At 55.0% G+C, this 22,210-nt stretch carries 17 protein-coding genes; 11 read left to right on the forward strand and 6 right to left on the reverse strand.

All coding sequences use genetic code 11. The features are described 5' to 3' along the window. The first annotated feature begins 89 nt into the window (after positions 1-89). From L0H14_RS03080 to L0H14_RS03095, 4 genes are all read left to right on the forward strand, one after another. On the forward strand, positions 90-1,718 hold the full coding sequence (locus L0H14_RS03080; RefSeq protein WP_301416982.1) for a DUF885 domain-containing protein: 1,629 nt from the start codon (positions 90-92) through the stop codon (positions 1,716-1,718). Further along, entirely contained in the window at positions 1,715-2,350 is a 636-nt protein-coding gene (locus tag L0H14_RS03085; RefSeq protein WP_301416980.1) for a nucleoside triphosphate pyrophosphatase, read from the forward strand. Before L0H14_RS03080 ends, L0H14_RS03085 begins: the two co-directional genes overlap by 4 nt. A gap of 170 nt (positions 2,351-2,520) precedes the next feature. Then, entirely contained in the window at positions 2,521-4,362 is a 1,842-nt protein-coding gene (locus L0H14_RS03090) for a biotin carboxylase N-terminal domain-containing protein (RefSeq protein ID WP_301416978.1), read from the forward strand. A gap of 130 nt (positions 4,363-4,492) precedes the next feature. Next, on the forward strand, positions 4,493-5,905 hold the full coding sequence (locus L0H14_RS03095; protein WP_301416976.1) for an MFS transporter: 1,413 nt from the start codon (positions 4,493-4,495) through the stop codon (positions 5,903-5,905). Between the two features lie 112 nt (positions 5,906-6,017). Here L0H14_RS03095 and L0H14_RS03100 read toward each other — a convergent pair whose 3' ends face one another. Both L0H14_RS03100 and L0H14_RS03105 read right to left on the reverse strand, forming a co-directional pair. Beyond that, positions 6,018-8,006: an acetoacetate--CoA ligase gene (locus L0H14_RS03100; RefSeq protein ID WP_301416973.1), complete on the reverse strand. Its 1,989-nt coding sequence runs from the start codon at positions 8,004-8,006 to the stop codon at positions 6,018-6,020. A 116-nt stretch (positions 8,007-8,122) separates the two neighbouring features. Further along, entirely contained in the window at positions 8,123-9,529 is a 1,407-nt protein-coding gene (locus L0H14_RS03105) for an NAD(P)H-quinone dehydrogenase (protein ID WP_301416971.1), read from the reverse strand. A 114-nt stretch (positions 9,530-9,643) separates the two neighbouring features. Here L0H14_RS03105 and L0H14_RS03110 point away from each other — a divergent pair, with 114 nt between their 5' ends. The 6 genes from L0H14_RS03110 (at position 9,644) to L0H14_RS03135 (ending at position 15,438) form a co-directional block, all read left to right on the forward strand. Continuing rightward, entirely contained in the window at positions 9,644-10,456 is an 813-nt protein-coding gene (locus L0H14_RS03110; protein ID WP_301416988.1) for a purine-nucleoside phosphorylase, read from the forward strand. A gap of 1 nt (position 10,457) precedes the next feature. Then, entirely contained in the window at positions 10,458-12,158 is a 1,701-nt protein-coding gene (locus L0H14_RS03115) for a phospho-sugar mutase (protein ID WP_301416968.1), read from the forward strand. A 9-nt stretch (positions 12,159-12,167) separates the two neighbouring features. Continuing rightward, a complete protein-coding gene (deoC, locus tag L0H14_RS03120) occupies positions 12,168-12,863 on the forward strand; it encodes a deoxyribose-phosphate aldolase (protein WP_301416966.1) in 696 nt (231 codons plus the stop codon). Between the two features lie 71 nt (positions 12,864-12,934). Then, complete coding sequence (locus tag L0H14_RS03125; protein ID WP_301416964.1) at positions 12,935-13,207, forward strand: hypothetical protein; 273 nt, start codon at positions 12,935-12,937, stop codon at positions 13,205-13,207. Positions 13,208-13,292: 85 nt separating this feature from the next. Next, on the forward strand, positions 13,293-14,351 hold the full coding sequence (locus L0H14_RS03130; protein WP_301416962.1) for an acyltransferase family protein: 1,059 nt from the start codon (positions 13,293-13,295) through the stop codon (positions 14,349-14,351). A gap of 16 nt (positions 14,352-14,367) precedes the next feature. Continuing rightward, positions 14,368-15,438, forward strand: coding sequence for an acyltransferase (locus L0H14_RS03135; protein ID WP_301416960.1), 1,071 nt, complete (start codon positions 14,368-14,370; stop codon positions 15,436-15,438). Here the strand turns inward: L0H14_RS03135 and mfd are convergent. Then, a complete protein-coding gene (gene mfd, locus L0H14_RS03140) occupies positions 15,435-18,974 on the reverse strand; it encodes a transcription-repair coupling factor (protein ID WP_301416986.1) in 3,540 nt (1,179 codons plus the stop codon). The two genes, L0H14_RS03135 and mfd, sit on opposite strands and share 4 nt — an antisense overlap. A 191-nt stretch (positions 18,975-19,165) precedes the next feature. Here mfd and L0H14_RS03145 point away from each other — a divergent pair, with 191 nt between their 5' ends. Further along, positions 19,166-19,690 (forward strand): DUF2505 domain-containing protein, encoded by a 525-nt coding sequence (locus L0H14_RS03145; protein WP_301416958.1) that lies wholly within the window; start codon positions 19,166-19,168, stop codon positions 19,688-19,690. Between the two features lie 65 nt (positions 19,691-19,755). Here L0H14_RS03145 and pth read toward each other — a convergent pair whose 3' ends face one another. The 3 genes from pth to L0H14_RS03160 form a co-directional block, all read right to left on the reverse strand. Beyond that, a complete protein-coding gene (gene pth / locus L0H14_RS03150) occupies positions 19,756-20,367 on the reverse strand; it encodes an aminoacyl-tRNA hydrolase (RefSeq protein WP_301416955.1) in 612 nt (203 codons plus the stop codon). A gap of 8 nt (positions 20,368-20,375) precedes the next feature. Beyond that, positions 20,376-20,999, reverse strand: coding sequence for a 50S ribosomal protein L25/general stress protein Ctc (locus tag L0H14_RS03155; RefSeq protein WP_301416953.1), 624 nt, complete (start codon positions 20,997-20,999; stop codon positions 20,376-20,378). Between the two features lie 222 nt (positions 21,000-21,221). Further along, positions 21,222-22,202, reverse strand: a complete 981-nt coding sequence (locus L0H14_RS03160) for a ribose-phosphate diphosphokinase (protein ID WP_301416951.1) — start codon at positions 22,200-22,202, stop codon at positions 21,222-21,224. Between the last annotated feature and the right edge of the window lie 8 nt (positions 22,203-22,210).

Below are 22,210 nucleotides of genomic sequence, written 5' to 3' on the forward strand. Positions count from 1 at the left end.
TGGTATTTCCACACCTATATCAGTGAGCGCTTGAAACGCCCCAAACAGCACAGCAGCCACATCCAAGTGACCATCACTAGAATGGATGCATGTCACGATCTCCCATCGATGCACTGGCAGAACAGTACGCTGCTCGCCTTGCAGAGTTTCACCCGGTCACCGCCTCTGAAATAGGGCTTGGCGAGTATGCCGATAAGATGCCCGACTATTCCCAAGAAGCCGCCGACGATCTCGATACAGTCAATGCTGGCGTGTTAGCACGGCTAGACGATCTGGAGATTGAAAGTGCCGATGACCAGATCACCAAAGATGCTCTGGCAGAGCGCTTGGTCGTGGAACGACAGCTCCACGCCACCGGTGTCGTCGACCTGAATAACATCGCGTCTCCGGTTCAAGATATCCGCTCCACGTTCGACCTCATGCCAACAGCCACTGCTGAGGACTGGAACAATATTGCTGCTCGTCTCGCACTCGTCGGTCCTGCACTGTCGAGTTACCAGCAGCGTTTAGCATCGGCCACAGCCGCGGGGCACCCACCCACGGCTCGTCAGATCGAAGCATGCATTGTCCAGTCGAAGGCTGCAGCAGATAACTTCTTCACCGACCTCGTCAGTCAGGCAAGTGCTGTGTCACCCTCACTTCGTAGTGCACTCGAGCGTGGCGCGACAGCGGCGGCACAAGCGTACGCTGATTTTTCACGTTATTTGGCAGAAGATCTCCACGGCAACGCGCGCAGCGGAGACCCCGTAGGTCAAAACTATTATCAGCTGGCATCCCAACAATTCTTGGGCGCGCACATTGATTTGGCAGAGACCTATCAGTGGGGCCTAAACGAACTAGATCGCATCACCGCAGAACAAGCAGCAGTAGCCGAAACGATTCGACGTGGTGCAAGCATTGACGAAGCACGCGTGTTGCTGACTGCTGAGCCACAGCGACAACTCCACGGAACCCAGGCGTTGCAAACATGGATGCAAAAGCTTTCAGACTCCACCATCGAGGATATGAGACAACATTTCCACATCCCGCCACCGATGGACAAAGTAGAAGCAATGATTGCTCCGACCCAGGACGGGGGGATCTACTACACAGGCCCCTCGGCGGACTTCACACGTCCCGGGCGGATGTGGTGGTCGGTACCCGAAGGTGAAGACACCTTCACAACGTGGCAACAAACCACCACCGTCTTCCATGAAGGCGTGCCCGGGCACCACTTGCAGATTGCCACAACCATGATGAACGCCGAGCAGCTGAACAGTTGGCGTCGCAACTGGCTTTGGGTTTCGGGCCATGGAGAAGGCTGGGCGCTTTATGCTGAAGACCTCATGAAGGAGTTGGGCTATCTAGACGACCCAGGTGACTATATGGGCATGTTGGACGCCCAGCGGATGCGTGCGGCTCGTGTCGTGTTCGACATCGGCTTCCATTGCGGTTTTGTTGCCCCTAAGTCGTGGGGCGGTGGCGTCTGGGATCTGGAAACCGGCTATCGATTCCTGCAAGCACACCTCAACGAAACCCCACAGGTACTGGACTTTGAATTCACGCGCTATTTGGGCTGGCCCGGCCAAGCTCCGAGCTATGCGGTAGGCAAACGGATCTGGCAGAACATTCGGGCAGAACACGAGAAGGAGCCAGGCTTCGACCTGAAAACTTTCCACACCCGCGCCCTGGAACTCGGGTCCATGGGTTTGGACACACTACAGAAAGCACTTCGATGAGCGTAACTCTACTACTCGGCTCCGCCTCGACGTCTCGCGCGGCGATCTTAACTCGCGCTGGCATACCCTTTACCCAACTCGCTGCCGACATTGATGAGGCAGCACTGGTCACCGACGTCCCAGAACCGCGTGTCCAGGCGCAAGCACTGGCAACAGCAAAAGCTCATGCGGTTTCCAACATGCTCCTCCGCGATACGCTGCCCGACGGGCCCACCTATATCATCGCAGCTGATTCAGTCTTTGAATTCGAAGGCCACGCCTACGGTAAACCCCAGCACCCTGATGTCGCGATAGAACGCTGGCGAGCACAACGCGGCAAAGCCGGCATCCTGCATAGCGGCCACACAATCATCGCCGTGCTCGGGGGCCGCAAGCAACGAATCGTACAAGAAACGGTCAGTGCCACCGTCGCGTTCGCCAATGTGAGCGACTCAGTCATCGATGACTACGTAGCCACCGGCGAACCCCTGTTCGTCGCCGGCGGGTTTACCCTTGAGGGGCACGGAGCCACCATGATAGCGGGTGTCGACGGAGATCCGAACGCAGTCCTTGGTTTGTCTCTGAGGGCAGTGCGCGAAATGTTAGATCGCCTAGGGGTTGCTCTCACCCCGCTCTGGACTGCTACCGAATAAACCACATTTTTGTAGGTTTCCTACAACGTATGGAGCAGTTTAGCGGCGCACCGTGCGTCATTCTGTATGTTTCCCACGGATTCGTCCTAAGCTGCTTTAGATGGCTTCGATTACAATGGCCTCATCGACTGACATCCGGGTCAACGTCCCAACCAAGGAGAATAGTTTCTATGTCCATGACCACTGCGTCATCCTCGATGATCTACCGATCGTTTTCGAAGGTATTGATCGCCAATCGAGGTGAAATCGCGGTCCGCATTATCCGAGCCGCACAAGATGAAGGACTCGAGGCAGTCGCCATCTATGCGAACCCGGACCGCGACGCGATGCATGTGCGCTTGGCGGATCACGCATTCTCCCTTAACGGTGACACCGTTGCCGATACCTATCTGTCTGTCGATAAGGTACTCCGCGCTGCTAAAGATTCAGGTGCCGACGCCATCCATCCGGGCTATGGCTTCCTTGCAGAAAATGCTGAATTTGCTCAAGCAGTCATCGATGCCGGGATCGTGTGGATTGGTCCACCTCCTGCTGCTATCAATTCATTGGGCGACAAAGTTGCAGCTCGCCACATTGCCCACACAGTAGGAGCGCCGTTAGCTCCCGGGACCCCAGATCCGGTCAAGTCGTCTCAAGAGGTCATAGATTTCGCGGATGAATTTGGACTGCCATTAGCCATCAAAGCGGCTCATGGTGGTGGCGGGCGCGGGATTAAGGTAGTCCGCCAACGTTCCGAAATTCCTGACGCTTATGAATCCGCAGTTCGTGAGGCTACTGCCGCCTTCGGTCGCGGTGAGTGTTTCGTCGAACGTTTCCTCGACGCTCCACGCCATCTTGAAACGCAATGCCTCGCGGACAAAGATGGCAACGTTGTGGTGGTCTCTACTCGTGACTGTTCCCTGCAACGGCGCAACCAGAAGCTGGTGGAAGAAGCACCCGCTCCGTTTCTCAGCGAAGACCAAGAACAACAGCTCTATGACGCTTCAGTGGCGTTGCTCCAGGAAGCCGGTTATGTAGGTGCCGGAACCTGCGAGTTCCTCATTGGTCAAGACGGTATGATCTCATTCTTGGAAGTCAACACTCGTCTTCAAGTCGAACACACCGTTTCCGAAGAGGTCACTGGTATTGACCTGGTTCGCGAGCAGTTCCGCATTGCCCGCGGTGAGCTCCTTGGATACGAACACCCCACAGTTGATGGGCACTCCTTTGAGTTCCGAATTACTGCCGAAGATCCAAGCCAGAATTTCATGCCAGCCCCGGGAACTATCACTAAAATGCGTCTCCCTGGCGGGCCCGGCGTCCGCATTGACACCGGCATCGAAGAAGGCGAAACAATTTCCGGGGCGTTTGACTCGATGGTTGCCAAACTGATTGTGACTGGCAAGAACCGCAAGGAAGCCCTCCAGCGGTCGCACCGCGCATTGACTGAAATGCGTATTGCCGGGCTCGCGACGGTATTGCCATTCCACCGCAGAGTGATCCAAGATCCCAACTTTGCCCCAGAACTCGACCAGCCCGGTCAGAAATTGCCTGCCGATGGTCCGTTTACCGTGCACACTCGTTGGATCGAGACCGACTTTATTAATGATCTGCAACCTCAGGTCACCTCACCGGCGATGGATGCGGATGACGAACAGCAACGTCGCCTCGTCACGGTTGAAGTCAACGGTAAACGCGTTGAAGTCACGCTGCCGGATTCATTGTCTGGCATCGCAGCGGTTGAGTCCAAACCGAAGCGTCGTCGTGCGCCACGCAGCGCCACCGGAGCAAGCGGAGCGAGTGCGGCTGGTGTTTCCGGAGACGTGGTTACCTCACCAATGCAGGGCACTATCGTAAAAATGGGAGCTGCAGTGGGCGATGATGTCTCTGTCGGCGACCTAATTCTGGTGTTAGAGGCGATGAAAATGGAACAACCCATCACCGCACATAAAGCCGGCAAGATCACCGAGCTCACCGCCGAACCAGGTGCTACCGTCAATGCGGGCGCTCGCCTGGCTACCATCGAGGGGTAACAAAGCCGCCGTCTTTGACGATTCAGTAATCCGGCCTATACACTTAGGTTGTTTTCACAGGTGACGTCCAGGTCACAATAAACTGGACGTCACCTGCATTGTTTCCATAACCATCACGAAAGTACTCTCGATGTCAACGCAACCCACAGAGACTTCGCATGGCGTCAAGGATGAGGATCTGGGCGTAGCCCGGTGGAAGATCATCCTGGCCTCCGTAGTAGGCACCACCATCGAATTTTATGACTTCTATATTTATGCCACAGCGGCCGTGTCGATCTTCCCCCTTATTTTCTTCCCCGGTGGAGATCCCCAAACCGCGCTGCTAGCGTCCATGGCTACCTTCGGTGCAGCCTTCGTTGCTCGCCCACTAGGCTCCGTGATCTTCGGACACATGGGTGACCGTATCGGCCGTAAAGCAACGCTGATCGGTGCGCTACTCACCATGGGTATCGCAACTTTCATTATTGGTCTGCTGCCAACGTTCTTCCAGATTGGGCTATGGGCACCAGCGATGTTGACCATCATGCGTTTCTGTCAGGGTCTTGGTCTCGGTGGCGAATGGTCCGGTGCAGCACTGCTGGTTACCGAAACAGCCAAACCAGGTAAACGTGCATCTGCCGCCATGTGGCCTCAGCTCGGTGCACCGTTCGGATTCCTGCTGGCCAATGGTTTCTTCCTCATCCTGACACTGGCCTTTGGTTACGACTCCGCCACCCACGGTGCTGACCACGTCTTCATCGACTGGGTATGGCGGGTACCGTTCTTGGCCTCGATCGTGATGGTTGCGATTGGCCTGTGGGTGCGCCTCTCGTTGGAAGAAACCCCGGTCTTCAAGCAAGCCGTCGCCAAGGATGAGCGGGTAAAGGCCCCGCTGAAAGATGTCTTCGCCAAAAACTGGTGGGAACTGATCCTGGGTACCTTCATCATGTATGCAACATACGTATTGTTCTACCTGATGACCACTTGGGTTCTGTCCTATGCGATTGGTTCCGCCGATACCGGTGGTCTCGGGACTTCGTATAACGATTTCTTGGTCATCCAGTTGATCTCGATTCTGTTCTTCGCTGCGTTCGTACCGGTTTCGGGCTTCCTTGCAGACAAGTTTGGTCGCAAGCCGACCATGCTGGTTATTACTGCACTCATGATCGTCTTTGGCTTGCTCTTCGGATGGTGGCTCAACGCCGATGTCATTATCAGCGACGACGGTACTCTGAACTCCGCACGTATGATTGTGTTCATGATCGTTGGGATGTCTCTGATGGGTCTCACCTTTGGGCCGATGTCTGCCATCCTGCCAGAGTTGTTCCCCACGGAAACTCGGTATACCGGTTCCGGTATTGCCTACAACGTTTCCTCCATTTTGGGTGCAGCACTGACACCATTCATCGCTGCCTGGTTGATGGGCGCCTTCGATGTCTCGTATGTGGGGTATTACTTGGCTGCGGCTTCGGCCATTACCTTGATCTTCTTGGCACTGAGTCCAGAAACGAAATACCGCTCGCTAGCGAATTTCGACGTCGATGAGGTCCAGCGTCAACGCTAACGACTATGCATTGGTGATCAGATCTTCAATGCACAGGCCCGGGCACATTCTATGTGCCCGGGCCTTACTGTTTTAGTATCGGTAGCGCACCCTACGCTGTAAATATATGGCTCTAATGCTGGGTGTATTCTTGGGCGTAGTCGAGGTACCACTGCAGCACCGATGGGTCAGCTGCAGTTTCTTTCGACACCTTTTGAGCGGCCATACCCTGCAAGACGCGCTTAACCGGGACCTCCATGAGTTTGCCAGTCTTGGTCATGGGGACACCCGGAGCAATAATGATCTCATCGGGTACATACCGGGGCGACAATTCGGTCCGGATAGCTTGTACGACCTGGTCTTTGAGTTCGTCGGCAGGCATGTCCGGGTCTGAAGGCACCACGAAGAGCGGCATATAATAGTCGCCGTCCTCCAGCTCAGCACCAATCACCATGGAGGCAGACACTGCATCGAGGGCGTCTACTACTTGATACAGGTCGCTGGAACCCATGCGAATCCCACCACGATTCAGCGTTGCATCGGAGCGGCCGTGGATCACAAACGATTGTCGATCCGTTTGCGTCGCGAAGTCACCGTGGTACCAGATATGCGGATCTTCGGTGAAGTACGCTTCGCGATAGCGTAAGCCCTCAGGGTCGTTCCAGAAATATAACGGCATCGTTGGCATCGGTTTGGTGATCACCAGCTCGCCCACTTCATCGGTCACTGAGTTGCCCGATTCGTCAAAGACGTCTGCTGCTACACCCAGTGCCGGACCCATCAGTTCGTTAACATAGACAGGATCCATCGGGTTAGAGCCGACAAATACAGAACACACATCAGTTCCACCGGAATCGGAGCGGAGTCGTAGATCGGATTTGACCGCTTCATAGACCCAATGCCAGGTTCGTGCCGGTAGAGGTGATGCGGAAACCAGTATGTCGGTAAGGTTCGAAAGATCGTAGTCGTCTTGCGGCACGATTCCGGCTTCCTGCACGCCAGTCAGGATAGCTGCACCGCAGCCAAAGAGCGCAACCTGTTCTTTTTCCAGGATCTCGAACTGTCGACCTGGTCCCCCAGCGAAGACACCACCCGAATAGGTTACTGATTTCGCGCCGGTTATCAGGATCCCTACCAGCATGTTCCACAGCATCCACGTGGTCGACGTCGAAATATAGACGGCTTGTCCCTGCGGCACTTTGTAATGCAGACCGAAGGATTTCGCGATTTCTAAGACGGTGCCGCCTTGGCTCTGCACGATCCCCTTGGGGGTTCCGGTCGTACCAGATGAGTAGAGCACCCACAGCGGATGGGAGAAATCGACGCGGTTAAATTCTGGTTGCCGACCCGTGGCGATAATGTCAGTAAACGAAGCGGTCTCGATCTTATACTGTGCAGCGATGTCGTTGACTGTCTCCCGCGAACCACTGTTGGTATTTTCTACCAATACGTGGTGGGTAACTGTTTCGAGTTCACTGAGCAGACCCTCAAGATCACTCATTTGGTCACGAACTTTACCGCCGAGCTCTAGCCCGTCGATGGTCATGAGTACCTTGGGCTCGAGTTGGTTGAACCTGGTGACGATGCCCGGCACACCGAAATCGACATTCACAACCGACCAGATAGCGCCAACTGCAGCGGTGCCGAGCAGCGCAACGATGGCCTGCGGGATGTTTGGTAGCGCGCCGGCGACGACGTCACCCTCACGGACACCAATACTCCGAAGGTGATGGGCAAACGCCCCAACTTGTTCGTTGAGTTGGTTCCAGGTCAGCACAGTCCGTTTGAGTGATTCATCGAGACCAACGATGGCTTCTTGGTTACCCATCGTCTGTGCGTGGCGCAGCATGTTTTCAGCGTAATTGATCTTCGCGCCTTCAGCCCAGACAGTCTCTGGCATGCGGCCCTGGATCATAGGACCTGTTGGTTTTTCACCGATAATGTCAAAGTAATCCCAGATTTCGGTCCAGAAGACCTCCAGTTCTTCGACCGACCAATTCCACAAATCAAGGTACGTTTCCATGCCCAGATCGTGTTTGGTATTCATGTCCTGCATGAACTGGTACATCGCCGTGGCCTGAACTTGATCAGTTTGTGGCTGCCACAGAATATTTTCGCTCAAGGTGTCTCCCAACTGTGTCTGGACGCTCGCCCTCTAAGTTAATAAGTACCAACTCGATGGGCAAGATGTCACAGCCTTAGATTGTAGTCGAGATCACAACGGCATGAGTTTGTTTGCTAGAACTCTTCTCGACGGTGCATCTGGCGAGCAACTTCTGCGATGGTGCCGGTCAGTGACGGGTAGATGGTGAAGGTATCTGCGAGGTCGTCGACGTGTAGTTTATGCGTTACGGCTAGCGATAGCGCATAAATCAGGTCCGAGGCCTGTGGTGCGACCACGACCCCACCGACGACGTGTCCGGAACCGCGACGGGCGAAGATTTTGACGAACCCTTCATCCACGTTCATCATTTTTGCGCGCGGGTTAGTAGCCATCGGGATCATAAACTCATCGACCTGGTAATCCCCACTGGCGACCATCGCATCGGTAACGCCAACCGTAGCGATCTCCGGCGAAGTGAAAATATTCGAGGCTACCCGGTTACTAGAGAACGGTTTGACGACGTCGCCAAGCAAGTGGTTGACGGCGATACGCCCCTGCATCGCAGCAACGGATGCCAGGGCCAGTCGACCCGTACAGTCACCAGCCGCGTAGATGCCCGGCATCGACGTGCGCGAAACTGCATCGATTTTGATATGACCGGATGCGGTGATGTCCACGCCTACATCTTCAAGGCCGATGCCATCGGTGTTAGGAATACCTCCAACGGCTAAAAGACAGTGTGAGCCTTCAACATAGCCGCCGCCAGACAGTTCGACTCGCACGCCGTCTTTAATGCGGCTCACGGACTGGGCACGGGTCCGTGATATCACGTTTACGCCGGCTTCAGAAAAAGACTCCTCGAGCACTTTGGCCGCATCAGGGTCTTCACCCGGCAACAGCGTTTCGCGCGACGAAACAAGCGTGACATTGGAGCCTAGCAATTGGTAAGCCGAAGCGAATTCGGCACCGGTCACGCCAGAGCCTACAACCACCAGGTGTTCCGGCAGTTCCTCCATTGAGTAGAGCTGCTTCCAGTTGAAAATCCGCTCACCGTCTGGTTTGGCGGTATCAAGTTCACGGGGTGTGGCACCGGTGGCGATGAGAACGGCGTCTGAGGTGATTTGCTCAACATTGCCGTCCATCGTGGTGGCTTCAACAACATTGCGGTCCACGAGTTTGGCCTCACCGATGACGATCCGTACACCGTTGGCCTGCAGTGCATGACGAATGTCCTCGGATTGCTCAGTAGCCAAACGCAGCAGCCGGCGATCGATTCGCTCTATGTTGGAACGAACTGATGCGGCGTCAAATTCCAGCCCGAGGGTCGGCGCACGCAATACGCGTCGGCGTGAATCTGCGGAAGCGATCAGCGTCTTGGACGGTACAACGTCAGTTAGCACCGCCGAACCGCCGATGCCGTTTCGCTCAATGATGGTGACGTCGGAACCAAATTTTGAGGCCACGAGTGCAGCTTCGTAACCGCCGGGGCCACCGCCGACAATAGTGATGGAGGGACGAGGGACAATTTCTAAAGTGCTCACGCATCTATTGTGGTCTCTTTTGCTTGAGAATGCACAATCCCTACGGCGTTTCTAGTTGTATTGCGAAAGTCGTTGTCTCAGGGCGATACAGTAGTGGCTGTGAGCGATACAAACATGTTTTTACCCGGTGACCATCCTGGATTTGACCTCGCCCGGCAGGCCGCTGAGGTCCTTGCCGACCGATTCGGAGTTACACGACATGACATCGGTGTCGTACTGGGCTCCGGTTGGGCCCACACGATCGATGCCTTAGGTGAAATCAACGGGGAGATGTCATTTGATGATATTCCGGGGCTGGCTGGCGATTCAGTTGCCGGCCATGTCCAAAAAGTGACGTCCGTTCGACTCCCCAATGGGCACAATGTCTTGGTCTTCGGGTCGCGTACACACTATTACGCCAACCGTGATGCACAAGCTGTCGCCCACGTTGTTCGAACGATTGCCGCTACAGGTGCTGCCACCGTGGTATTGACCAATGGTTGCGGAGGTTTGGACGCACAGGTCGCACCAGGCACCCCGGTACTGATTTCCGACCACATCAATCTCACCGGCACCACACCTCTGGTAGGGCCGGAATTTGTTGACATGACCGACGCGTATGCGTCACGACTGCGAGTGGTCGCTAAAGAGGTGGACCCCAGCCTGACCGAAGGCGTATATGTCCAATTTTCCGGCCCTCAGTATGAGACACCCGCCGAGGTTCAAATGGCAGCCAAACTCGGAGGCGACCTGGTGGGGATGTCAACGGCCCTGGACACCATCGCAGCCCGTCATGTCGGCCTCGAAGTGCTGGGAGTGTCCCTAGTAACCAATGCTGGCGCGGGCGTCACCGAAGCTCCTCTCTCCCATGAGGATGTGATTGCCGCTGGCGAATCCGCGGCACCTCGCGTCTCGCGATTATTAGCCGACATCATTCGGGCTATTTAGCATGGATGAACTGTTCACCGCTGCTCAGACATGGATGGATCTTGACCCGGAGCACGCAGAGATTCTGGCCAATGAAATTTCGGCTGCCCGCCGCGAGGAAGATTGGGCAATCGCCGCATTAACTGCTCGGTTCGCCGGATATCTCACCTTTGGCACGGCAGGACTCCGTGCGCCCTTGGGCCCCGGAACCACTCGTATGAATAAGGTGGTTGTCCAACGTGCAGCCGCAGGCATTGCGGATTTTGCGCGCGAACGCACGGACGAACCGGTCGTAGTGATTGGTTACGATGCACGGCACAGGTCCAAAGATTTTGCTATCGACTCCGCTGCTGTCTTCACTGCTGCAGGGTGTCGAGTTAAACTCATGCCAACCACAACCCCCACTCCTGTGTTGGCGTTTGCCCTCAAATACCTGGCCGCAGACGTCGGAATCATGGTCACGGCCTCTCACAATCCTCCCAGCGATAATGGCTATAAGGTCTACCTCGGGCCACGTCTGTTGGGTGCCGACGATCCCACCGGTGCCTACGCTCAAATTACTTCACCAACCGATCAGCTCATCGCTGCCAATATTCATGCTTGGAATATCACGACCGAGCAACCGAGGCTAGCGTCGTCCGGATGGGAACTCATCTCTCAGGACATCAGCAATGACTACGTCGAAGCTGTCAGTCAGTTCCTTGGCAGTGTGTCGTCACCTGTTGCTCGAAGTGCCCTCAATATCGTCTATACGCCGCTGCACGGTGTGGGTGCGGGTGTCTTTTGTCAGCTGATGGATGCAACCGGTTTCAACACGGTGTCGGTGGTGGACCAGCAAGTTGATCCAGACCCAGCATTTCCCACCGTAGCGTTTCCCAACCCTGAAGAACCCGGTGCCTTATACCTGGCCATCTCGACGGCGGGTTCCCTACCCGAAACCGATCTCATTATCGCTCATGATCCTGATGCTGACCGACTGGCCGTTGCGGTGCCGGTAGCCGGTGAGTGGCGGCGGCTATCGGGCGATCATGTGGGTTTACTCGTGGGCGCCCGGCTCATGCCTTACCTTGCGGCCAATAACTTGGCAATCTCCAATTCAGTTGTTTCAGCTCCACAACTCGCCCGGTTAGCGGCCCATCACGGTGTGCCCCACGAAACAACGCCCACCGGCTTCAAATGGATTTGCCGCGTACCAAACCTCGGTTTTGGGTATGAAGAGGCCCTCGGTTACGCGGTGGCACCACACGTGGTCAATGATAAAGACGGGCTCAGCGCTGCCGTCGTCATAGCTGATTTGGCCGCAGAGTTAAAAGCTGAAGGCAGCAATCTTGTGGAATATTTGCAAGAGCTCACAGGCCTGGTCGGTGCCACCATTACCGATCAGATATCAGTTCAGGTGCCGTCGCCTTCTGTTGGTTCTCTACTCGTTGATGACCTTCGAACTAACCCACCCCTCAAACTTGCGCAACAAAGCCCGGTAATTGCCGTGGACTACGCCAACGCGCAGGTGGAACTAGCACAACGATATGGTCCTATGAATATGGTGGAGTTTTCTACCGAGGGACTTGTCACAGCCAGATTGATGATTCGCCCCTCCGGCACGGAACCAAAAGTGAAATGTTATGTATCAGTGTCAGCTACACCGGATACACCGTTTGAAACCGTACAAGCAGCCATGGTTGATTTACGTGAAGACGCTGCCAACCTTGTCAATGTCGAATAAGGAGACACTGTGCCCAATACTGCACCGTTAAATCCAGCTGAGGTAGATGCATTAGCACCCCATCAACTGGCCGCAAGAATTGATCACACCCTGTTGTCACCAACCACAACGGCTTCAGAAATTGACAAGCTTTGCGACCAAGCCGCGCAGTTTCGTACCGCTTCGGTGTGCATCCAGCCGATTTGGGTAACTCGCGCAGCTGCTCGCTTGGCCCACACCGAGGTGAAAGTCTGCACCGTAATCGGATTCCCAACCGGTGCCCAAACACCACAGACTAAAGCGGCTGAAGCAACCGAAGCTATCAGCAATGGTGCACATGAAATTGATATGGTCATCGACCAGGCAGCAGCGCTATCGGCTGACACCACACGGCTGCTCAATGATATTTCAGCGGTGGTTTCAGTAGCCGAAGGCCATGACGTCGTTGTCAAAGTCATCTTAGAAACCGCTGCGCTGACAGAACAGGCCAAAGTGCTGGCCTGTAAAGCAGCTGTTGAGGCGGGCGCGGACTATGTGAAAACTTCCACTGGATTTGGTCCCGGCGGCGCCACCGTCGAAGATGTTGCACTGCTCCGGCAAACCGTGGGCGATGAACTCGGAGTCAAGGCTTCTGGCGGCATCCGCACCCGTGAGGATGCACTCATCATGTTGAAAGCTGGTGCAACCCGTCTAGGTGCCAGCTCAACTTACGCTATTCTTAGTTAACAACACATCCTTGCACCGTTCGCCGGGCTATCCTGGCTACGAGAACTTTTTGAAAGAACAGAGGTGTCCTCTTGATACGTGACGGTAAACCGGTAGATTACTCCGGTCAGGGCAATACCGCCGGTAACTTAATCGCAGCCTCCATCACAGCGGTGCTGTTTATTGGTGGGCTCTACATGTTCAATACACTTGCGTTTGAAAACGTCTGGATCCCAATGCTGGGCGTCATCGGGCTGTGCTCACTGGCCTATTTCATTCCAAAACAGCTCATCGGCAAATCGAACACCGTCGATAGTGATTTTGTGACTGATCGAGCGCACGAAACCCATTCTCCAAACCTGTAAACGATTCGTCGTCACATTTTTTAGAACGACATAGAACAGCACCCGGGGTCTGTTGCCCCGGGTGCTGTTGTGTTGTTTGCAGACTGTGAAAACACCCCAACGAAATATCGGCATAGACGCACTACGGCTGTTCTCAATTGCCATGGTGGTACTGGGCCACTCCGGATCATTTGAATGTTCCACGCTACTGTCGATCTGGCGGATGCCCTTGTTCTTCATCTTGTCCGGTTTCTTTTTTGTCCCTTATGGAAGATCACTACGGTTTGAACTGAGTCGGCGCTGGGAAACGCTCGTCATTCCTTATCTTGCGTGGTCGGTAGTCATTTCACTCGTAGTCATCATCGTGAAATGGTCAGAGCCGACCGATATGTTGCACCATCTGTTTACGGGATGGCGCGGCGGAACCGGCCGTTCTATTTTTTGGATGTCGGCGTGGTTTTTACTGAGCTTGGCCATATCGGCCGTCATGCTGCGGTATCTGGAACGTTTCCCGCGCTGGATAGCTTGGGTTGTCGGGGCCGCTAGTATCTTGACCTCAAGACTCTTCGTGTATTTAGACCGTGCCGATATTCTGGACGGAAACCCCTTTGTTGACGTGCCGCTGCGTCTCGGCATTAGCCTACCAATCATCTTCTACCTGCTTATTGGCCAAGAGATTCGAACACGAGTCATGCCCGCGATCGAAGAGCTCTCCGTGGTCCGAGTCTCGTCCATTGGCATCGTGCTCATCGTTGGGCCGCTGGCACTCGCCAAGCATTTCTCAGTCCCTGCCCACTACATGCATGCCGGCTTATTCGGTTGGCCTATTGTCACTCCGATGATTGCCATCACCGTGACGATTGGGTTCATCATGATCTTTGCTACCGGTGTCAATCGAGTGATCCATGCTTCGGAGTTTTTGAACAGGCTCATTGGTCGACTGGTCCGAACCGGCTCAACCGTGGTGATGTTCCATGGCTTGGTCTTGTTATTCGTGCACCACCTCGGACTGAATTCCAGTTCCCTAAGTGATTTATTAGTAAGGTTTGGAATAACGTTGACGACGGCGTTTGCTGTTGGTCTTCTCATCAATATGTCACCGGCAGCACGGGTATTATCAGGCGTTCCGAGAGAACGCCCGCTGCGGGTGACGATAGCCGCCTAACCGCCGAAACGAGTCTATGTCCCCCGCTCGAGTACCTCGCAATATTGGAATCGACCTGCTGAGGGTTTTCTCTATTGTCATGGTTGTGGTTGGGCATGCCGGTTCGTTTCCCAACGATCAACTGCTGACCGTGTGGCGGATGCCCTTATTCTTTATGCTCGCCGGATTTTTCTTTACCCCGGGACGCAGCCTCACGGTCGAATTCTCTAAACGCTGGAATACCTTGATCATCCCGTACTTGGCTTGGTCACTGATCATCTCTGTGTGGATTATCGTGACATTATGGGGCCAGCATGAGGTGATTTTCGACCATCTGGAGTCTGGTTGGCTCGGAGGCTCCGACCAATCTATCTACTGGATGGCAGCGTGGTTCATCACTACGCTAGCTGGAGCAACGATTCTACGCCGCTTCCTCGAACGCTTTGGCAGCCTTATCCCGTGGCTGGTTGCCATCGCCGGGATCGTTGTTTCATATATCCTCACAGAAATGGTCAGCAACGGCACAGTGGATACCCACCCTCTGGTCGATACTCCATTGCGTTTGGGCTTGGCCTGGCCCGTCATGTTCTATTTATTAGTGGGCGAATTACTGCGCAAACTTCTGATGCCGTTGGTCAAAAAATTTTCTTCTCACGTGTTAGCACTCATCGGTCTCGTCCTAGTGGGCGTAGCGCTATATGCCACCGTTCCATTCAACATTAGTGCTCACTTCATTCAGGCTGGTGGATTCGGAACTCCCGTTCTGACGCCGCTGATCGCCATCATGGTCACGGTAGGATTCATTCTTGTCTTTGCCACCTGGGTCAATGACATGCTCCAGAAGTTCCGCTCACCTCAAGCTGGGGTCTCACGTCTGGTACGTACGGGAACCCCCGTGGTGTTTCTCCACGGTTTGGTGCTGGTGTGGATGTACCAGCACGGTTTTGGCGAAGATTCCCTCGAGCATTTCCTGTGGCGCTTGAGTACGGCTGTCGTGGTGTCGTTTCTTATGGCGCTCCTGATCAACAGCACGCCTACCGCGCGATTACTGTCCGGCGCTCCACAAGAGCCGAACATTTTACGAAAACGCGATGACAACCCATCTTAGTTCTCACCAAAAACGTGAGCGATGAAGTCCCCAGCCCACTGGAGTAGGTCTGCGTCCACGAGGTCTTTTCCGGTCACTGATTTCGTTTTCGGGCGCGGCACCATAAGAGCTTTCATGGGGGCCCGATGCGTAGCGCCCGGGTACATCCGCTTCAGCCGCATGGCACGCGAATCCGGCAGTGATTCCATGGGACCAAACTTGATGTTCTTGCCCATGAGCATGACCTCGTAGATGCCATATTCGCGAGCAGTATTGCGGAAGTTTGCCACGGCCACGAGGTTCTCTGCTGGTTCTGGAAGCTTTCCGTATCGATCTTGGAGCTCTTCCACGACTGCAGCAACAGCTTCAGCGTCAGCAGCTTGGGCAAGGTTCCGATACGCCTCGAGGCGTAGTCGCTCACCCGGGATGTAGTCATGCGGCAGGTGCGCGTTAACCGGTAGCTCCACTTTGACTTCTTCCGGCGAGGTGTCTTCCTCACCTTTGAAGTCAGCCACGGCTTCACCGACCATGCGCAGATACAAGTCGAAGCCTACCCCGGCGATGTGGCCGGACTGTTCGCCACCGAGCAGGTTCCCTGCACCGCGGATCTCAAGGTCTTTCTGGGCTAATTGCAGTCCGGAGCCGAGCTCGTTGTGGGTCGCCACTGCTTTGAGTCGTTCCATTGCGACCTCGTTGAGCGGCTTACCTGAGTCATATAGGAAATACGCATAGGCGCGGTCTCGGCCACGCCCCACACGTCCACGCAGCTGGTGTAGCTGCGACAGACCGTAGCGGTGTGCGTCCTCGATGATCAGCGTATTGGCATTGGCAATGTCCAAACCGGTTTCAATGATCGTGGTTGAAACCAGCACATCGTATTCTTTTTCCCAGAAATCGACCATGATCTCTTCGAGCGTGGATTCGCCCATCCGCCCGTGGGCGACGGCAACGCGTGCTTCTGGCATGAGCTCCTGGATACGTGCGGCGACTTTGTTAATCGTGTTTACACGATTGTGGACGTAGAAAACCTGACCCTCTCGCATGAGTTCACGCCGAATGGCAGCGGTGATCTGCTTGTCGGTATATGGACCAACGTAGGTCAAGACCGGATGGCGTTGTTCTGGCGGGGTCGCTAAGGTTGAGGTTTCTCGGATGCCAGTCATCGACATTTCCAAGGTTCGTGGAATTGGCGTGGCCGTCATGGCCAGCACGTCCACATTTGTACGCATCTTTTTGAGTTTTTCTTTATGCTCTACACCGAAGCGCTGTTCTTCATCCACAATGACAAGCCCGAGGTCTTTGAACTGGACTTCATCGGAGAGGAGTCGGTGTGTGCCAATCACCATGTCGACGGTTCCTTCAGCCAGCCCATTGACTGTCTCACGCGACTCTTTGGTCTTCTGGAAACGTGATAGAGCACGGATCGTCATGGGGAACCCGGCAAAACGTTCGGTAAACGTTTCTGCGTGCTGGCGAGCCAACAGTGTTGTTGGGACCAGGAGGGCAACCTGTTTGCCATCTTGAATAGCTTTGAATGCAGCGCGCACGGCGACTTCGGTTTTACCGAAGCCCACGTCTCCTGCCACCAGACGGTCCATGGGAACTTCAGCTTCCATGTCCTGTTTAACTTCTTCAACAGTGGTTAGCTGGTCCGGCGTTTCCATATGTGGGAAGGCTTCTTCCAGTTCGGCCTGCCATGGTGTGTCCGGCGGGTAGGCATGCCCCGATGTCGCCATTCGCGCCGAGTATAACTGGATGAGTTCTTTCGCGATCTCGCGGGTAGCGCGACGTGCCTTTGATTTAGTCTGTGCCCAGTCTGATCCGCCCATTTTCGACAGGCTCGGGACATCGCCACCCACGTACTGGGATACCTGGTCCAGCTGGTCGGTCGGAACAAACAGCCGGTCTCCGGCGCCCCCGCGTTTCGACGGCGCGAATTCTAATACCAAATATTCTCGGTAACCTTCTTCTCCGGCGGTAGACCGCGCGCCGGCGACTTTGCGACGCTGTAGTTCAATGAACTTGGCAATTCCGTGTTGACTATGGACCACGAAATCGCCTTCTTCAAGGGCTAACGGGTCCACAGCGTTCCGCCGTTTACGGGCCAACGATCGGCGCTCGCCCCGCTGCGTTCCTGCAGCTTGTCGTCCAAAGAGGTCATATTCGGTGACCACGGCCAAGCGCTGCTGAGCCCAAGCGAATCCTGAACCCAACGAGGCCGCAGTCACCTGGATCTGGGCTGGCTGCACATCGTCTATCGACTCGACCACCGTGGCGGTGTGACCTTGTTCCAAGAAAAGTTCAGCCAGACGACGTGCCGGGCCGGGGCCGTGGGTGGCAACAACTATGGACCACCGGTCCTTTATCCGGTTCCCAACGTGTTCCATCAGTGCTGTCATGTCACCAGCAAATTGTGCGGGTGACGCAAAACCACTACGGAGCGCTGTGGCGTCTATGGTCTCGTCGTGATCGAAAGCCGTAAATTGCCACCAACCCTGATCATGTTCTAGCGCAACCGTACGGGTATCGCCGAGTGTGGCGAAGCCTCCGGCTTCCTGTTGGTTTTCAACAGGCGCAGCAAGCCCTTCCCCGGCTGCGGCCCATGCGGCTTCTAAGAATTCTTCGTTGGTGCTCAACAGGTCGTCCACCCGATGCCGGACTTTTTCAGGTTCCACCATGACGGTGAGAGAGCCTTCCGGTAGCACTTCCAAGAAGGATTCCATGTCGGTGACCAATGGTGCCAGGGACTCCATGCCCTCAACGGCTACACCGTTAGACATGGGCTCCAGCATTTCTAAAACATTCGGCATCGATGCTTGGAGGTCCCGTGCACGTTGCTGGACTTCATCGGTCAGCAGTAGCTCACGGCACGGCGATGCATACATCTTGGTCGGTGTCTCGGATCCATCCTCGGAGGTATCCACTAACGAACGCTGGTCAGCGATGGAGAAATAGCGAATATCCTCGACTTCATCACCAAAAAATTCGACCCGGTATGGGTGATCGTCGGTGGGAGGAAAAACATCAATGATGCCGCCGCGAACGGCGAATTCACCACGCCGGGAGACCATATCAACTCGGGAATACGCAGCGCTGGCCAGATCCTCGACGACTTGTTCGAAGTTATAAAATTCTCCGGCTTGCAGCAGGACCGGTTCGAGGTCTCCTAGACCTTTGACAATCGGTTGGACGATGGACCGCACCGGAGCGGTGACAATCTTGAGCGGTTTTTGCCCGTCTCGCCCAGGGTGCGCCAGCTTCCGAAGGATCGCCATGCGTGCACCGACGGTGTCGCTTCGTGGTGAAAGTCGTTCGTGTGGCAACGTTTCCCAAGACGGGAAGTGCCCAACGACCTCGGCATCCATCCAGGAGTCCAGACCGCGCGCCAGATCTTCTGCTTCACGAGCTGTTGCGGTCACTAATAGCACAACCGGAGTGGAAAACTCGGAGTCATCCAGCGCTTTCGCTAGCAGTGCGGTGACAGCTTCTCTTGCGCCGTCAGGTAGCGTAAGGGAAAGGTCCGAGGTGCGCTCGGTTCGGGTAATTGAGGTCCGCATTGCCGCTACGGCGGTATCGGTTTCAAGGTGGTTTAATAACCCTGATAACACAGCGTTTTCAGACAAATCTAACTTCCCACTATCCTGGTAATGTTCACATCCGGCGCACGTACAAGCATAACTGTTTTTACAGCGTCACCGTCTACACTCGCTTAAATATCAACTGCTAGCGAGCATTAGAGAGGAAGCACATGGCTTTTAAGGAAACTACTACCATCCCGTACACCCCCAAGCAGGTGTTCAGCGGACTCACAAATCGCGATTTTCACGTATACGCAGCCGATGCATTCCGCGCCGATCTTGATGAATTCTCTGTGATGCCACACGAGCCAACATCTGACGACACCGTGTCGGTAAATATCCAGCGCACGGTCAACGGCGAGGACTTCGCCAACAAGCTACCCTCTGCTGTACAGCGTTTTGCAAAAGGTCGCGTAGCGATTGAACAAACTGAAGCTTGGTCTGCGGCAGCTGACGACGGCGCTCGTGATGCGAATGCGACGATTAAAGTCCCAATGGCGAAAGCTACAGCAACTGCCACAATCAAGCTGTACCCAACCGAAGATGGTTCTGGAACGGTCGTAGAAACCGAAGGCAGTGTAAAATCAACGATCCCCTTGATGGGTTCAAAGATTGCTCAGTTGGCCGAACCGCAGGTTGGGAAGTTTCTCAATGGTTTGACCAAGAAGCTCGAAGCTTGGCTAAAGGAACACTGAGTCCATTGTCTGATGCAGTGATCGGCGGGGTGCAGACTTATGGCTGTCCCCGCCGATTTTTTCTTCTATTTTTGGTGGAACCGATTCTGCGTGGTGGTTAAACCATGCTCAATAAGGGATTCCACCGCATCTGCAGCACTATCGATATGCAGTGCCAAGTTTTCTTGTTCTGCGGTACTGAAAGGGCGCAGAACATAATCGGCGGCATTCATGCGCCCAGGGGGTCGACCGATGCCCGCGCGGACGCGGAGATATTCCTTGGTCCCCAGGGCCTGTGAGGTCGACTTCAAGCCGTTGTGGCCGCCTTCTCCCCCGCCACGCTTCACGCGAAGCATATCGAATTCAATGTCGAGTTCATCATGAATGACGATGAGGTTTTCGGGGCCGATCTTGAAGAATTTCAATAAGGCTGCGACGGGCTTGCCGGAAAGGTTCATATAGTTGGCCGGTTTTGCCAGTACGATTTTGGGGCCACCGATGCCCATCCGAAATTCTGCGACAGCAGCACCCGCCTTATGCACATTCCAACGTTCGGAATTACGTTCGGCGAGTTCATTGACGACCATGTGCCCGATATTGTGGCGGGTAGCAGCATAACGGTCACCGGGATTGCCCAATCCCACCACCAGCACCGGGCCGGCGGTGGGATCAAGCGCACCTGTTGTTGCAGTAGCCAAAGGGAGTCTTACTCTTTTTCGGCGTTTTCTTCGGCGACAGTTGGAACTTCTCCACTGGCTTCTTCATCAGTATCTTCGCCCAGATCCTGTTCGATGACCAGGTCAACAGTTGCAACCAGGTACTCTTCGTCAAGATCGATCTGCACGCCTGCTGGCAGGATGACATCTGGTGCGTAGACGTGTTCGCCGGCCTTGCGGTCGGTGAGGTCAATGGTGACGTGGTCAGGCAGATCCAGTGCATCAGCTTCGACTGGGACACTGTTGACGTCCAGAACGTAGGTGTGTTCTGGGGCAACTTCACCGATGACCTCCAGTGGCACATCAACGGTGACGCGCTCGCCGCGTCGAACAATGATGAGGTCAACGTGTTTGATTTCGTCTTTCAGCGGGTTGCGCTGAATGTCTTTTGGCAGTGCCATTTCTTTGGAGTCGCCTTCGACCAAGCGCAGTAGCTGGTTCGAGTTACGCAGTGCCAGGAAGCCTTCGTGGCGTGGCAACAGCAAGTGGCGGGGTTCTTCTCCGTGGCCGTAGACTACGGCCGGGATGTAGCCTTCGCGACGTGCGCGGCGGGCGGCACCTTTACCAAAATCGGTGCGGGTTTCTACTGGCAGATCAAGAATATCTAGAGCCATGTTCATTCCTCCTGTGTATGTTCAAGTGCAGGTTGCACTCAGATTTTCCAGGCAGGAACTGTACAACACCAACAGTGTTGACAAAGCCTCGTCGATCACGGAGTGGGTGAGACTCCCTCGCCTGGGCAACGAGTCACAACTATAGCATCAGCAACGGCTAGAAACGAATTCGACCACTACCTCGAAGGGAAGTGGTCGAATTGTCAACGGAAGTAGTGCTGGTTACGCGTTACCGTCGAACAGACTTGTAACTGATCCATCCTCAAAGACTTCACGAATCGCGTTGGCCAGAATCGGTGCTACCGAGAGCACTGTGAGGTTCTCGAAGCGCTTATCGTGAGGGATCGGCAATGTGTTGGTGACAACCACTTCCGATGCTCCAGAGTTCGCGAGGCGTTCTGCGGCCGGGTCTGAGAACACGGCGTGGGTTGCGGCGATGATGACCTCGGTTGCACCGGCGTCTTTCAGGATCTTCACTGCACCGGAAATCGTGCCACCGGTATCAATCATGTCGTCAATCAGCACACAGGTTCGGCCACTTACCTGACCTACAACAGTCTTGGATTCGGCTTTATTTGGCTGGGTGAGGTCACGTGACTTGTGGACGAAGGCTAGCGGTGCACCGCCGAGGCGTTCGGCCCACTGTTCGGCAACGCGTACACGACCGGTATCCGGTGAGACCACGGTGACGTTATCAACGTCGACGCGGCCGCGGATGTAGTCTGCCAGGATTGGGAAAGCGAATAGGTGGTCCACTGGGCCATCAAAGAAACCCTGGATCTGCGATGTATGCAGGTCCATGGTCATGATTCGGTGTGCGCCGGTTGCCAAGTAAAGATCAGAGATCATCCGAGCCGAAATAGGTTCGCGACCTCGACCTTTTTTGTCCTGGCGTGCATACGGGTAGAACGGTGACACTACGGTGATGCGGCGGGCCGAAGCGCGTTTCATCGCGTCGCAGAGCAAAAGTTGTTCCATGACCCAGTTATTCATTGGAGCTGGATGTGCTTGTAAGACAAACACGTCTTTACCGCGCACGGACTGGCTTGGCCGAACGTATGTTTCCCCGTTTGCAAAGTCATAAGCATCTAGCGGCAAGAGTTCAGTGCCCAAGTGCTCGGCAATTTCCTCGGCCAGCTCTGGGTGCGCCCGCCCTGAGGCCAACACAAGTTTTTTGTTCTCGTTGGTGACGATTTCGCTCAACCAAGTTC

The organism is Yaniella sp. (assembly GCF_030453185.1).
Taxonomy (GTDB): domain Bacteria; phylum Actinomycetota; class Actinomycetes; order Actinomycetales; family Micrococcaceae; genus Yaniella.